At 67.0% G+C, this 13430-nt stretch carries 11 protein-coding genes; 10 read left to right on the top strand and 1 reads right to left on the bottom strand.

The window, feature by feature from the left end:
- The first annotated feature begins 486 nt into the window (after positions 1-486).
- The 3 genes from A5622_RS19560 to A5622_RS19550 all read left to right on the top strand — a co-directional run bounded on the left by A5622_RS19560 (position 487) and on the right by A5622_RS19550 (position 2564).
- The gene (locus A5622_RS19560) at positions 487-1299 is read left to right on the top strand and encodes a SigB/SigF/SigG family RNA polymerase sigma factor (protein ID WP_066861329.1); all 813 of its coding nucleotides are present in this window, start codon (positions 487-489) and stop codon (positions 1297-1299) included.
- 113 nt (positions 1300-1412) lie between these two features.
- Positions 1413-2045: a hypothetical protein gene (locus A5622_RS19555; RefSeq protein WP_066880671.1), complete on the top strand. Its 633-nt coding sequence runs from the start codon at positions 1413-1415 to the stop codon at positions 2043-2045.
- 27 nt (positions 2046-2072) lie between these two features.
- Positions 2073-2564 carry a DUF2231 domain-containing protein gene (locus tag A5622_RS19550; RefSeq protein WP_066880669.1) on the top strand — a complete coding sequence of 164 codons (492 nt, stop codon included), beginning with the start codon at positions 2073-2075 and terminating at the stop codon, positions 2562-2564.
- A 40-nt stretch (positions 2565-2604) separates the two neighbouring features.
- On the opposite strand, the gene A5622_RS19545 is transcribed toward A5622_RS19550, so the two are convergent.
- Positions 2605-3081 carry a nitroreductase family deazaflavin-dependent oxidoreductase gene (locus A5622_RS19545; RefSeq protein ID WP_066880667.1) on the bottom strand — a complete coding sequence of 159 codons (477 nt, stop codon included), beginning with the start codon at positions 3079-3081 and terminating at the stop codon, positions 2605-2607.
- A gap of 135 nt (positions 3082-3216) precedes the next feature.
- Between A5622_RS19545 and A5622_RS19540 the strand changes: the two genes are divergently transcribed.
- Genes A5622_RS19540 through A5622_RS19510 form a run of 7 tightly spaced genes read left to right on the top strand, consistent with a single transcriptional unit; the run spans position 3217 to position 13177 of the window.
- The gene (locus A5622_RS19540; RefSeq protein WP_066861317.1) at positions 3217-3939 is read left to right on the top strand and encodes a TetR/AcrR family transcriptional regulator; all 723 of its coding nucleotides are present in this window, start codon (positions 3217-3219) and stop codon (positions 3937-3939) included.
- The gene (locus tag A5622_RS19535) at positions 3936-5159 is read left to right on the top strand and encodes a cytochrome P450 (RefSeq protein ID WP_066880665.1); all 1224 of its coding nucleotides are present in this window, start codon (positions 3936-3938) and stop codon (positions 5157-5159) included. The genes A5622_RS19540 and A5622_RS19535 overlap by 4 nt, the downstream gene beginning before the upstream one ends.
- On the top strand, positions 5153-6100 hold the full coding sequence (locus A5622_RS19530; protein WP_066880663.1) for an SDR family oxidoreductase: 948 nt from the start codon (positions 5153-5155) through the stop codon (positions 6098-6100). Before A5622_RS19535 ends, A5622_RS19530 begins: the two co-directional genes overlap by 7 nt.
- Before the next feature lie 19 nt (positions 6101-6119).
- The gene (gene car, locus A5622_RS19525) at positions 6120-9641 is read left to right on the top strand and encodes a carboxylic acid reductase (protein WP_066880661.1); all 3522 of its coding nucleotides are present in this window, start codon (positions 6120-6122) and stop codon (positions 9639-9641) included.
- Positions 9642-9664: 23 nt separating this feature from the next.
- Complete coding sequence (locus tag A5622_RS19520) at positions 9665-10837, top strand: amidohydrolase family protein (RefSeq protein ID WP_066880720.1); 1173 nt, start codon at positions 9665-9667, stop codon at positions 10835-10837.
- A complete protein-coding gene (locus A5622_RS19515) occupies positions 10834-12069 on the top strand; it encodes a Xaa-Pro peptidase family protein (protein ID WP_066880659.1) in 1236 nt (411 codons plus the stop codon). Before A5622_RS19520 ends, A5622_RS19515 begins: the two co-directional genes overlap by 4 nt.
- Positions 12059-13177: a Xaa-Pro peptidase family protein gene (locus A5622_RS19510; protein WP_066861300.1), complete on the top strand. Its 1119-nt coding sequence runs from the start codon at positions 12059-12061 to the stop codon at positions 13175-13177. Before A5622_RS19515 ends, A5622_RS19510 begins: the two co-directional genes overlap by 11 nt.
- Positions 13178-13430: the final 253 nt, after the last annotated feature.

Raw genomic sequence — 13430 nt, 5'->3', positions numbered from 1 at the left:
AGTTTGCCGGGCGCTTCCCCGCGGGCCGCAGCACCTCGATAACACCGCAGCTGGGGGACGTGCGCCAGCGCTCGGGAGGGCGTCGAAGCCCTGCAACCGCGGGTTGCCGACCCCCCGCTGCTACACCGTGGAAACTGTTCAGAAATTATCTGAATCCGTCGCCCCGAGCGATCGCCGGATGGTGCAAGGGGGCGTATAGTCTCCAATGAAGTCCGTTGTGGACGTGTCGCCGTTTAGCTAAAAGCGGTCCAGTCAGCCGCATGGCTACTGAGCTTGGTATGGCTCCGGCGAATCAGCCCCAGTCACCTTTCGCTTCGTGTCGCGCGTTGGCCCACCGACCGTCCTGCGGATCGAGATGCTGTGGGGGCGAGAAGTGCGCATAGCTGCAAACCTTCACCGCGGACGACTCTAGGAGTCAGCGATGCAAACTTGTTTTCGCGCAACCGTTTACCCGATTCTTCGAGTGAACGTGGGGTGCGCCAGCCGATGACCAACGTAATTTCTGCAACCCGTCCGGCCCCGACCACGCGGACCACCAAATCCGATGATTCCTACGACGATGTCGTCGAAATGTTCCTGGTACTGCAGGAGTTGCCGGCCGAATCGTACGAATACGCCCATCAGCGCGAACGCATCGTGTCCCGGTGCCTGCCGCTGGCCGACCACGTGGCCAGCCACTTCGCCCGGCGGGGCGAGGGCCTCGACGATCTCATTCAGGTTGCTCGGCTGGGCCTGATGAACGCCGTCAACCGGTTCGACCCCGCGAAGGGTCCGAGCTTCATCGGCTTCGCGGTCCCCACGATGATGGGCGAGGTCAGGCGTTACTTCCGCGACTACAGCTGGGGAATGCGCGTCCCGCGGCGGCTGCGCGAGTTGCACGTGCAGATCAGCAGGACGACTGCCGATTTGTCGCAACAACTCGGCCGTGCGCCCACCGCGGGTGAGCTTTCGCAGGTGCTCGAGGTTCCGCGCGAGGAGATCGTGGAATGCCTCGTCGCCGGCGACGCCTACCGGCTCGACTCCCTCGACGCGCCCCTCGGCGCCGACAGTTCGGGAACTCCTCGCTCGGTGGCCGACTCGGTCGGCGACATCGATCCGCAGATCGAGCACATCACCAACCGGGAAGCGCTGCGGGTGTTGGTTGCCACCCTCCCCGAGCGCGAACGCGAGGTGTTGCGCATGCGGTTCTTCGAATCCATGACCCAGAGCCAGATCGCCGAGCGCATCGGCGTGTCCCAGATGCAGGTGTCCCGCATCCTGGCCAACACGCTGAGCTGCCTGCGCGATCAGCTCGAGTAGCGCTCGGCTCCCCAGGGCGCTGCGCGGCATCCGCCGCCGCGCAGCAATGTACTGTGCGATTCGAAAGATCACCCGACGGTGTCGCCAGGAAAACCTGGAAGGAGCTCGATGCGATGAGGATGTCACGAACGGTGCTCGCGGGTGTCGCAGCGACGACGGCACTTGCGGTGTCGGTCGCCGGCTGCGGCAACAACAAACCGCAGCCGTCGCCGTCGAAGTCGGGATCGGCCACCTCGGCAACCTCCGCACCCAGCAGCTCGGCGCCGGCGTCACCGGCGCCGGCGCCGGCGCAGCCCAACGAGTACACCAAGCTGCTGATCCAGGCCAGTGACATCAACGCCCCGGTCCCCTTCACCGCCGCTCCCCCGACCGACAATCCCAACGGCCAGCCGGGCGTGGCGACCACCTTCAAAGACGACGACGGCAGCCACGCCATCAAGGTCACCATCAACGTGTACGACGACCCCGACGCCGCCACCAACGCGCTGAACACCGCCAAGGGTCAACAGGGCGGGGCGATCAAAGATCCCACCACGCAGCCGTCCAACATCGGCAGCGGTGGAACGATGCTGATGGGCAACACCCCCGACCGCAGCAAGGGCGTGGTGATCCTGCTCTTCACCGAGGGCAAGGCGCTCGCGACGCTGGAGTTCGACGGGCCGACCGACACGCTGGCACCCCCGGACTTCGTCAACGACGTCGGCCAGAAGCAGGACGCGGCCATCAAGAAGGGGCTCGGCGGCTAGGCGCCGCTTCAGACCGCGAGGGACGCCATGAACGTCATCAACGGCATGCCGGCTCACGCCCTATGGCTGCACTTCGTCCTGGTGCTGGTGCCGCTGACCGCCCTGCTGGTGATCGTGTGCGGGTTATGGCCGGCGGCCCGGCGCGGACAGCTGCTGTGGCTGACGTTGATCCTTGCCGTGGTCACCATGGTGTTGACGCCCATCACCATCAACGCCGGCGGATGGCTCTACGACCTGAGGGCGAACCCCAGCCCGATCTTGCGCGAGCACGCCGAGCGGGGCAGCCTGATGGCCTATTTCGCCGGCGCGTTGCTGGCGACCGCGGTCGTGCTCGTCGTCGTGCGGGTGATCGAACGCCGATCCGACAAGGGCCGCGCCGCCACCCGGACACTCGTCGCGATAGTCGCGCTGGCGGTGGGGATCTCGTCGATGGTCCAGATCTACCGGGTGGGCGACGCTGGTGCTCAATCCGTCTGGGGCACCGAGATCGCGCGCCTGACCAAGAACCACGCGGGCTGAGGGCCCCCTGTCGGCCAAAAGCAGGACGGCCGATCGCGATTCATCCGGCGGGCGTGAGTAGAAACAACCGGAATCGGCGCCGGCCGGCGCGTTCCTGGGCGAGGCGATAATTCGGCCAGGACGCCAGCGCCTTGTCCCACGCTTCATCGCGTTCCGCGCCATCGAGCAGGCGCACCGCCGCCACGCAACGGTGCCCACGCCGGCGCATGGTGACACGTTGCGCCGCTTTGAGATTCGCGGACCAGGATGGGTGGCATGCGCGCCCCCAGTTTGCTCCGATCAGCAACAGGGCCCCATCGAGGGGGACGTATTGCACGGTGGCGCTGCGGGCGAGGCCGGTTTTGCGACCAGAGACGGTGATCCGCACGTTGGGCAGGCCGGCCACATCCAAAACGCCGAGGCGTCCGTTGGTCAGGAAACGCAGCGCGGCTTCGAGCCACTCCACGAGCCGGTGACCGTTCAGGATCAGCACGCGGTAGACCGTCGGGTTGCGGGCCCACCGCTGCAGCGGATTCATGCGACGACTGTATGCCGCGGGTGCCGGACTGGGGCGACGCGTCGATGAAATACCGCTGACGAACCGGGGTTTCGGCGACGGCCCGCGACCGATCGCCGCCGGATAAATAAATTGCTTGATTTAATCCGGCGCGGCGTGTTCACTGAGGCGATGACCGCCGAGCGGGTCGCCCGCTCCGATAGGTCGACAAGCACTCGCGAGGCGATCTTGTCGGCCGCCGAAGTGCTGTTCGCCGAACGCGGGATGTACGCCGTGTCCAATCGGCAGATCAGCGAGGCGGCCGGGCAGGGCAACAACGCCGCGGCGTGCTACCACTTCGGCACCAGGGTCGACCTGCTCCGCGCGATCGAGAGCAAGCACCGCGAGCCGATCGAGGAACTGCGCGCCCAGATGCTGGGCGCCATCGGCGAATCGAGCGAGTTGCGGGACTGGGTCGGCGCGCTGGTTCGCCCGTTGACCGATCATCTGTCCGCGCTGGGCACCCCGACCTGGTACGCCCGGTTCGCCGCGCAGGCGATGGCCGACCCGACATACCGGCATGTGGTCACCAAGGACGCCCTGGCGTCACCGCTGCTGGTCCGCACGCTCGACGGCATCAACCGCTGCCTGCCGGAGCTACCCAAGCGAGTGCGTGCCGAACGGATGGTGATGGTGCGCAACCTACTCATGCACACCTGCGCCGAACACGAGGGCGCACTGGCCGAACACGGACCGCGGTCGCGGTCGGCGTGGCCGGTGGCCGGCGAAGGGCTGATCGATGCGATCGTCGGCCTCTGGCGCGCGCCCGTCCATGTGGGTGCGGCCGGCGGCCAGCCGGGACACACCACCGCGCAGGCCGACAACAGAGGAGCACGATGACCGCAGGATCCACCGCCACCGATCTCCCGGAGTTCCCGATGACGCGGGCCGCCGGCTGCCCGTTCGCCCCACCCCCGAAGGTGTTGGCGCTCAACGCCGACAAGCAGCTGAGCAGGGTGCGGATCTGGGATGGCAGCACCCCCTGGCTCATCCACGGCTACGACGCGATACGCGCGCTGTTCACCGATTCGCGCACCAGCGTCGACGACCGGTTGCCCGGCTATCCGCACTGGAACGAAGGCATGCTGGCCACGGTGCACAAGCGCCCCCGCTCGGTGTTCACCTCCGACGCCGAAGAACACACCCGGTTCCGCCGGATGCTGTCTAAACCGTTCACGTTCAAGCGGGTTGAGGCACTGCGGCCGGCGGTCCAGAAGATCACCGACGACCACATCGACGCCCTGCTCGCCGGCCCGAAGCCCGGTGACATCGTCAGCACCCTGTCGCTGCCGGTCCCGTCGCTGGTCATCAGCGAACTACTGGGCGTGCCCTACGAGGACGCGGAATTCTTCCAGACTCAGGCCCAGCGGGGCATGGGCCGCTACGCGACCGAGGAGGACACCGCCCAGGGTGCTGCCTCGTTGGCCAAGTATCTGGCCAATTTGGTGCGGGCGAAAATGCAAGACCCGTCAGAGGATCTGGTATCCGACCTAGCCGAGCGGGTCAACGCCGACGAGATCAGCGTGCGCGAGGCCGCGCAGTTGGCCACCGGCGTGCTGATCGCGGGCCATGAGACCACGGCGAACATGATCAGCCTGAGCATCGCGGCGTTGCTCGAACACCCGGATCAACGAGCGCTGTTGCACGACACCGACGATCCCAAGGTCATCGCCACCGCGGTCGAAGAGCTGATGCGCTACCTGAGCATCATCCAGACCGGGCAGCGCCGAATTGCCGTCGAGGACATCGAGATCGGCGGTGAAACCATCCGCGCCGGTGACGGCATCATCCTCGACGTCGCCCCCGCGAACTGGGATGAGCGCCAGTTCCCCAATCCCGACCGGCTGGACCTGCTGCGCGAGGACGGGCCGCACGTCGGGTTCGGCTACGGACGCCACCAGTGCGTGGGTCAGCAGCTGGCGCGCATGGAGTTGCAGATCGTCCTGCCCACCCTGCTGCGCCGCGTCCCGACCCTGCGGCTCGCCGTGCCACTGGATGAGCTTCCGTTCAAACACGACGCGCTGGCCTACGGTCTCTACGAGTTGCCTGTGACATGGTGAAACCCGATCTCGCGCTGGACGTTCCCGACCTGCGGGGCAGATTCGCCGTCGTGACGGGGGCCAACAGCGGTCTGGGGTTCGGCCTGGCGAAGCGGCTGTCGGCCGCGGGTGCCGAGGTGGTGCTGGCCGTCCGCGACGGGGCCAAGGGCGAGCGGGCGGTCGCGGACATCCGCCGGGAGGTGCCGCAGGCCAAGCTCACCATCAGACAACTCGACCTGTCGTCGCTACCGAGCGTGGCCGGGCTGGCCGAAGAGCTGACCGCGGAAGGCCGCCCGATCGACATCCTGATCAACAATGCCGGCGTCATGACGCCGCCGCGCCGGCAGCAGACCCGTGACGGCTTCGAATTGCAGTTCGGCACAAATCATTTGGGGCATTTCGCGCTGACCGGACGGTTGCTGGGCTTGCTGCGGGCGGCGGAGTCCGCGCGGGTGGTGACGGTCAGCAGCCTCGCCGCGACCCAGGGCAATCTCGACTTCGGCGACGTCAACGCGCAACGCGGCTATAAACCCATGCGTTCGTACGGGGTCGCCAAGCTGGCGCAATTGATGTTCGCCGTCGAATTGGATCGGCGCAGTCGACGCGGTGGGTGGGGATTGATGTCCAACGCCGCGCACCCGGGTCTGACCAAGACGAACCTGCTCAGCGGCGCGTCGTACGGTCGCACCACACCGACCTTGCAGGCCCGGTTGACGCAGCTGACGTGGCGGCTGCTGCCGTTCATGTGGCTCGACATCGACGAGGGCATCAAGCCGACGTTGTACGCCGCGGTGTCCCCGGATGCGCAGGGCGCCACATACTACGGGCCGCGTGGCTTCTACGAAACGGTCCGGGGCGGTGTCACTTTCGCGAATGTCCCCCGGCTGGCGCGCAGCGAGGCCGACCTGCGCGAGCTGTGGGGGCTCTCCGAACGGCTCACCGGTGTCAGCTATCCGGATTGACCTCAGAAAGTGGTGATAGATGGCGTTCGTCGGTCGCAGTGACGTCAAAGATCCGGGTGCGCAGCAGGACCAGTGGGAACGCCTGGCGCGCAGGCGTGAGCGGTTGTACGCCGACGACGAACAGTTCCGCGATACCAAGCCCGACGACGAAATCGCCGCGGCCGCACGTGCTCCGGGGCTGCGGATCGCCGAGGTGATGGCCACCGTCCTGCAGGGCTACGCCGGGCGGCCGGCGCTCGCGCAGCGCGCCCGCGAGGTCGTCACCGATCCGCAAACGGGCCGTTCGGCGCTGAACTTCCTGCCGCGCTTCGAGACGATCACCTATGCCGATCTGTGGGCGCGGGTGCAGGCCACGGCCGCCGATTGGCATCACCACCGACGGTTCCCGGTTCGCGCCGGGGACTTCGTCTGCGTGCTGGGGTTCGCCAGCATCGACTACACGGCCATCGAATGCGCCTGCATCCACCTCGGCGCCGTGGTGGTGCCCTTGCAGACCAGCGCACCCGCCGCCCAGCACGCGCCGATCCTCGCCGAGACCCGGCCGCGCGTTCTGGCCGTGGGCCTCGACAACCTCGCGACCGCCGTCGAGGCGGCCTTGGCGGGCACCGCGCCCGATCGCTTGATCGTGTTCGACTACGAGCTGCGCGACGATGACCAGCGCGCCGCCTTCGAGGCCGCGGTCGCGCGGCTGTCCGAGGCGGGCAGTGCGCTGACCATCGAGACGATCGATGCCGTCGCCACCCACGGCGCGGTCCTGCCACCCGCGCCCCTGCACGTCGCCGCGGCGGGCGAAGACCCGTTGGCCTGGGTCTTCTACACGTCCGGCAGCACCGGCACGCCCAAGGGAGCGATGTTCACCGAAAGCCTTTGTATAGGGACCTGGTTGGCGCAATCCGACCAGCCCGTCATCACGCTGAGCTACATGCCGATGAGTCACTTGATCGGTTACGGATATGTAATCCTGACCCTCGCCAACGGGGGCACCAGCTATTTCGCCGCCAAGAGCGACCTCTCGACCCTGTTCGAGGACCTGGCACTGGTGCGGCCCACCTCCATGAGCCTGGTGCCACGGGTCTGTGAGATGTTCTTTCACCACTACCAGCGCGAGCTGGACCGCCACGTCATGTCCGGTGCCGACCCCGATACCGCCCGGGCGCAGATCACCACGGCGATCCGCGAGGAGATCCTGGGCGGTCGCGTGCTGGCGGTGGGTTGCGGCTCGGCCGCGTTGTCCCCGGAGATCAAGGAGTTCATGGAGGAGGTGCTCGATCAGCACCTGCTGATCGGCTATTCGTCCACCGAGATCGCCGGCGGGATGATCGTGGCCGACGAGCACGTGCTGCGGCCCCCGGTCATCGACTACAAACTGCTCGACGTACCCGAACTCGGCTATTTCACCACCGACAAGCCTTATCCGCGAGGCGAATTGGCGGTAAAGTCGGCTCGCTTCATGGCCGGCTACTACAACCGGCCCGACCTGACCGCCACGATGTTCGACGAGGACGGTTACTACAAGACCGGTGACATCATGGCCGAGGTCGGCCCGGACCAGTTGCGCTACGTCGACCGCCGCAACAACGTGATCAAGCTCGCCCAGGGTGAGTTCGTGGCGGTCTCTCGCCTGGAGGCGCTGTATTCGACCAGCGCCCTGATCCATCAGATCTACATCTACGGCAACAGCGCCCGCTCCTTCCTGCTGGCCGTGATCGTGCCGGCCGAAGGCGGCGCCGACGCGTCGGCGATCGCCCGGTCGCTGCGGCAGATCGCACGCGACAACCACCTCAACGGCTACGAGATCCCCCGCGAATTCCTGATCGAAACCGAACCGTTCAGTCTGGCCAACGGCTTGCTGTCCGGCGTCGGAAAGTTCCTACGACCCAAGCTCAGAGAGCGCTACGGTGAGCGGCTCGAACAGCTCTACGCCGACATGGCCGACGACCAGCTCGGGCAGCTTCGCGCCCTGCGCACCGGCGGCGCCGATCAGCCGGTGCTGGCCACCGTCACCAAGGCGGTGCAGGCCACCCTCGGCGTGCCCGCGGCCGATGTGTCCCCGGAGGCGCGGTTCATTGACCTGGGCGGTGATTCCCTTTCGGCGCTGACCTTTTCGACCCTGCTTACCGACATCTACGGCGTCGACGTTCCGGTCGGCGTGGTGATCGACCCGACCGGTGACCTGCTCACCATCGCCGACCACATCGACCGGCATCGGGACTCCGACGTACTGAGCTTCGCGTCGGTCCACGGCACCGACGGCGTCGAGGTCCACGCCGAAGACCTGACCTTGAACAAGTTCCTCGACGACGACATTTTGAAGTCCGCGACGCTGCTCCCACCGCCGACAGCCGAGGTGCGCACCGTTCTCCTCACCGGCGCAACCGGTTTCCTCGGCCGTTTCCTCGCCATGGAATGGCTCGAGGGGGTTGCAGGCCAGGACGGCAACCTGATCTGCCTCACCCGGGGTGCCGATGCCGTGCAGGCCCGTCAGCGAATCGAGGCGGCGCTGGGCTCGGATCCCACGCTGCTGGAACGCTTCCGGTCCCTCGCCGCCGATCATCTCGAAGTCGTCCCGGGTGACATCGGCAAGCCACGGTTCGGGCTGGATGAGGCGACGTGGCGGCGCCTGGCCGACACCGTCGACCTCGTCGTGCACCCCGCGGCGCACGTCAACCACGTGCTGCCCTATCGCCAACTTTTCACGCCCAATGTCGTGGGCACCGCCGAAATCATCCGGCTGGCAATCACGGCCAGGCTCAAGCCGATTCACTACGTCTCCACCCTGGGGGTCAGCGCCGTCGCCCATCAACTCGTCGACGAGGACACCGACATCCGCCGCTCGGTGCCCAGCTGCACAATCGGCGACGACTACGCCAACGGTTACGGGATCAGCAAATGGGCCGGCGAGGTCCTGATGCGCGAGGCACACGACGTGTGCGGGTTACCGATTGCGGTGTTCCGGCCCGGCATGATCCTGGCCGACAGCCGGCACGCGGGACAGATCAACGTGCCTGACATCTTCACCCGGCTGCTGTTCAGCCTGGTCGCCACCGGCGTCGCTCCGCGCTCGTTCTACCGGGGCGCTAACGATCCGGACGGCGCCCGCCCACACTACGAGGGTCTGCCGGTGGACTTCCTGGCGGACGCGATCGCCTCGATCGGGCCACGGCACGGCATCAGCTTCGACACCTACAACACGACAAATCCGCACGACGACGGAATCTCGCTGGACACCTTCGTCGACTGGATCGTCGCGGCGGGCTATCCGGTCGAGAAGATCGACGACTATCCGGCCTGGCTGGCGCGGTTCGAGACGGCAATGCGCGCGCTACCCGAACGCCAGCGCGCACAGTCCGTCCTCGGCGTGCTGGACGTCTACCGTGAACCCATGACCGCGATAGCCGGGTCGCCGGTGCCCGGGGCGCGATTCCGGGCGGCCGTCGAACATTCGGGTCGCACCATCCCGCATGTCTCGCAGCAGTTGATCGAGAAGTACCTCGAAGACCTGGAACGGATCGGTGTGCTCTCCCCCCGGTTCAAAACGTAGGTGATCGCAACGAAGGGACGATGATGTCCAGCCCAGCCCAAACGCTTTACCCCGAAGGCGTGATCGGCGCGCCCAAGGATCGCCGCGGTCACGCCGCGGAGTTCAGCACCGGCCTGCCACCCGGCACCGAGGTGTTCTCCGCCGACAATCACATCTCGGTGGCCGATGACATCTTCTACCAAGGCTTTCCCGACGAGCTCAAGGAGCAGGCCCCGCGGATCTGGTATGAGGACGGCGCGTATCTGCTCGGGTCGCCCGGGCAATCCATGGTGGTCGGCGATTTCAGCGCGGTGCTCATGCAATACGACGATCTGGCCGGGGCGGCCACGAACAACGTCGAAGCCCGGGTTCGCGAGCTCGCCGAGGACGGCGTCGACAGGGAACTGGCCTTCCCCAACGCGGTGCTCGCGCTGTTCCACCACCCTGACCACCAGATCCGCGAGCGGATCTTTCGCGTCTACAACGAGCACATCGCCGGCGTTCAGGAACGCTCCCGCGGGCGCTGCTACGGCGTCGGACTGATCAACTGGTGGGATCCGGCCGGCGCGCGCCGCACCTTGGCCGAGTTGAAGTCGTTGGGGCTCACCACGTTTCTGATGCCGATCAGCCCCGGCAACGATGCCAACGGCCAGCCCATCGACTATTCGAGCGCGGCGATGAGTGCGGTCTGGGATGAGATCGAGGAGGCCGGGCTGCCCGTCACGCACCACATCGGCGAGAGCCAGCCCAAGTTTCCCAGCGAGGTCAACAGCGTCGCGGTGGCCATGATGGTCAACATCGACTCATTCCGGGAGATGTTCTCCAAGTATATCTTCGGCGGCATCCTGGACCGGCATCCGCAGCTGCGGATCGGCTGGTTCGAGGGCGGCATCGCGTGGGTGCCGACGGCCCTGCAGGACGCCGAGCATGTGCTGGCCTCCTACCGGCACATGCTGGCGCACCAACCCGAGCGGGAGGTCCGCCATTACTGGGATGAGCACATGTGCGCCTCGTTCATGGTCGATCCGCTGGGGCTGCGGCAGATCGAGGAGATCGGGATCGACAAGGTGATGTGGTCATCCGATTATCCGCACAACGAAAGCACTTTCGGCTATTCGGAGCGGTCCCTGGCCGCCGTGGTCGACGCCGTCGGTGCGCATGACGCCGTTCGGGTGGTCGGCGGCAACATCAGGAATTTTCTGGGGATCTCGGCATGACGAACTCGGTGGCCGCCCGCACCTCGGCGCTCGATATACCCGACGAACCCGACTGGGCCCGCATGCGCATCGAGACAGGAGCGCGGCTGCGGTCCGCCATGTCCGAGCACGGCGTCGACGCGCTGATCCTGCTGATGAACGGCTACGTCGGATACGCGACCGGGGTGAGTTGGCCGCTGTTGGACGCCGGCCTGTCCCACGTCGAGCGTCCGGTCGCCGTCGTGCTCGCCGACGACGTGCATCCACACCTGTTCATGCCGTTGCGCAGCGGGGCGTCCGCGGAGTACCCCGTGCCAGACGACCACCTGCACGGCCCCGCCTACCTCGAGTTCGACTCCGGCGTCGAGGATTTCGCTCGGAAACTGTCCGATCTCATTCCGCCGGGCGCCAGCGTGGCCGTCGACGAACTCACCGGCGCCATGCGCCGCTCGACGTCCACGCTGTTCCCGGGTGGCCCGCCGACCGACGCGGCGATCGTGCTCGGGGCGGCGCAACTGGTCAAGACCCGCGACGAGCTGTCCTGTCTTCGCAGGGCCGCCCGCATCACCGAACAGGCGATCGTCGACGTGCAGGAGCCGCTGAAGCCGGGCGCACGACAGATCGATCTCTCGGCCACCTTCGTGCGGCGGGCGTTCGAACTCGGTGCCACCACCAACATGCTCGAGGCGATCTGGCAGGTGATGCCGAGTTCGCGGGAAGCCGGCGTGTGGACGACGCACGGCGATCTGGCGCTGCCCCTGCTGCCCACCGACCGGGAGCTGTCCGCCGGCGACGTGCTGTGGACCGACATCAGCATCACCTACCACGGATACTGTTCGGACTTCGGCCGCACCTGGATCGTCGGCGACCGGCCCACGCCGCGGCAGCAAGATCAGTTCCGGCAGTGGCGCACGGTCCTGGACGCCGTGCTCGCCGTGACCAAAGCCGGTGTGACTTCGGGGGATTTGGCGCGCGCCGCGATCACGGCCAACGGTGGCCGCAAACCATGGCTGCCGCATTTCTATCTGGGTCACGGCATCGGCACCTACCCCGCGGAGGCGCCGATGATCGGAACGGATCTCGGCGCGGAGTTCGACGACAACTTCGTCTTTCCGCCCGGCATGGTGCTGGTTCTGGAGCCGGTGATGTGGGAGGACGGCACCGGAGGCTACCGCAGTGAGGAGATCGTGGTGATCACCGAAGACGGCTACGCGCCGATCACCGACTACCCCTACACCCCGTATGGCGACTGAAGTCCTGCCCGACGCGCGCGAATTGCGTTCGGGCCGAAGGGAACGGGCGCTGGCCCAGATGGCGGAGCACGACCTCGACATCCTGGTACTGGGCCGGCAGGCCAATATCCGCTACGTCACCGGCGCCCCGCAGCTATGGATTGCCGGCACCCGCCCGTTCGGCCCGATGTGTGTGCTGGTGCGCGACACCGGAGACATCTATCTCAACAGCACCGACGACGAGGGTGTGCCGGAGGAGATCGGCCACGACCACCTCTACGGGCTGGCCTGGAACCCACTGACCCTCATCGACGTCCTGAAGAAGATCGAGGGCGCCGACGCGGCACGGCGGGTCGGAACCGATGCGATCACACCGACTTTCGCGGCGTTGCTGCCCGAGGCGTTCCCCAATGCCGAGCTGGTCGACGCGGAGCCCGCCATGCGGGCGGCGCGACGCATCAAGACGCCGGACGAAATCGCGGCGATGGGCCAGGCCGTCCGGGTCGCCGAACACGGACTGGCAACCGCGCTCAGCGAATTGGCGCCGGGCGTGTCGGAGCGGACGCTGGCTGGGGTGATGATGGAGGCGATGGCCGCGGGCGGGGTGAGCACGCCGGCGACCCAGGACGCCGCGTGGGTGACGTCGCGCGAACAACCGTGGCGTCGCGCCGCCGCGTCCGAGGTCCGGCCGGGTGACCTCGTCGCGTTCGCCGCGGGCGCACTGGCGAACGGCTATGTCGCCGAGGTGGGGCGGACCCGGCCGGCCGGCGATACCGTCACCGACGAGGTCCGCACGCTCTTCGAGCGCTCGCATGTGTTGTACGACAAGATGGTTGCCGCATGCCGCCCCGGCGCGTCCACCCGCGACCTGCTCGCCGCCTACGCGACGGCCGGTGAGCCGGTGCCGCCGATGCCGGTCGCGCACGGGCTGGGGTTGGGGTTCGATCCGCCCGTGGTGTCCGAAACGCTGCTGGCCGCGGGCGAACACGACGTGCTCGAGGCGGGGATGGTGTTGGCGATCACCGGATATGTGTGGCGAGAGGGCCTCGGCGCGGTGTACCGCCGGGACACCGTGCACATCACCGTTAATGGTGTCGATGTACTGACCACCAGTCGATCGTGGGGTTAGCGGCTGAAATAACTTGTGCCACTTTGGTTTCATTGGTCACAAAGCGGGACGTTTTGTCGGTGGGCATCGCTAGTTTGGCGGTGTGAGTGATGAGCAGGATGTCGAGGCGGCGTTCGATGCGCTCGATGCCGCCTGGGATCGCGTGTGCGCGCTGAACGTCGACGCGCTGAAGCCCCGGCAGCAGTTGGCGGTGTTGGCGCGCTGCGAAAAGCAGCGCCGGCGCATCCCAGCCGTCGAGCACCCCGTGATCAAT

Source organism: Mycobacterium sp. 1245801.1 (genome assembly GCF_001673055.1).
Classification (GTDB): Bacteria; Actinomycetota; Actinomycetes; order Mycobacteriales; family Mycobacteriaceae; genus Mycobacterium; species Mycobacterium europaeum_A.
This window is presented reverse-complemented; position numbering and strand designations above follow the sequence as displayed.

What these genes read in the sequence shown, in the direction of transcription:
- A5622_RS19545 (WP_066880667.1), bottom strand. Translation starts at nt 3,081, where the DNA reads ATGAATCCGCTGCAGCGGTGGGCCCGCAACCCGACGGTCTACCGCGTG.
- A5622_RS19560 (WP_066861329.1), top strand. Translation starts at nt 487, where the DNA reads ATGACCAACGTAATTTCTGCAACCCGTCCGGCCCCGACCACGCGGACC.
- A5622_RS19515 (WP_066880659.1), top strand. Translation starts at nt 10,834, where the DNA reads ATGACGAACTCGGTGGCCGCCCGCACCTCGGCGCTCGATATACCCGAC.
- A5622_RS19535 (WP_066880665.1), top strand. Translation starts at nt 3,936, where the DNA reads ATGACCGCAGGATCCACCGCCACCGATCTCCCGGAGTTCCCGATGACG.
- A5622_RS19555 (WP_066880671.1), top strand. Translation starts at nt 1,413, where the DNA reads ATGAGGATGTCACGAACGGTGCTCGCGGGTGTCGCAGCGACGACGGCA.
- car (WP_066880661.1), top strand. Translation starts at nt 6,120, where the DNA reads ATGGCGTTCGTCGGTCGCAGTGACGTCAAAGATCCGGGTGCGCAGCAG.
- A5622_RS19520 (WP_066880720.1), top strand. Translation starts at nt 9,665, where the DNA reads ATGTCCAGCCCAGCCCAAACGCTTTACCCCGAAGGCGTGATCGGCGCG.
- A5622_RS19550 (WP_066880669.1), top strand. Translation starts at nt 2,073, where the DNA reads ATGAACGTCATCAACGGCATGCCGGCTCACGCCCTATGGCTGCACTTC.
- A5622_RS19510 (WP_066861300.1), top strand. Translation starts at nt 12,059, where the DNA reads ATGGCGACTGAAGTCCTGCCCGACGCGCGCGAATTGCGTTCGGGCCGA.
- A5622_RS19530 (WP_066880663.1), top strand. Translation starts at nt 5,153, where the DNA reads ATGGTGAAACCCGATCTCGCGCTGGACGTTCCCGACCTGCGGGGCAGA.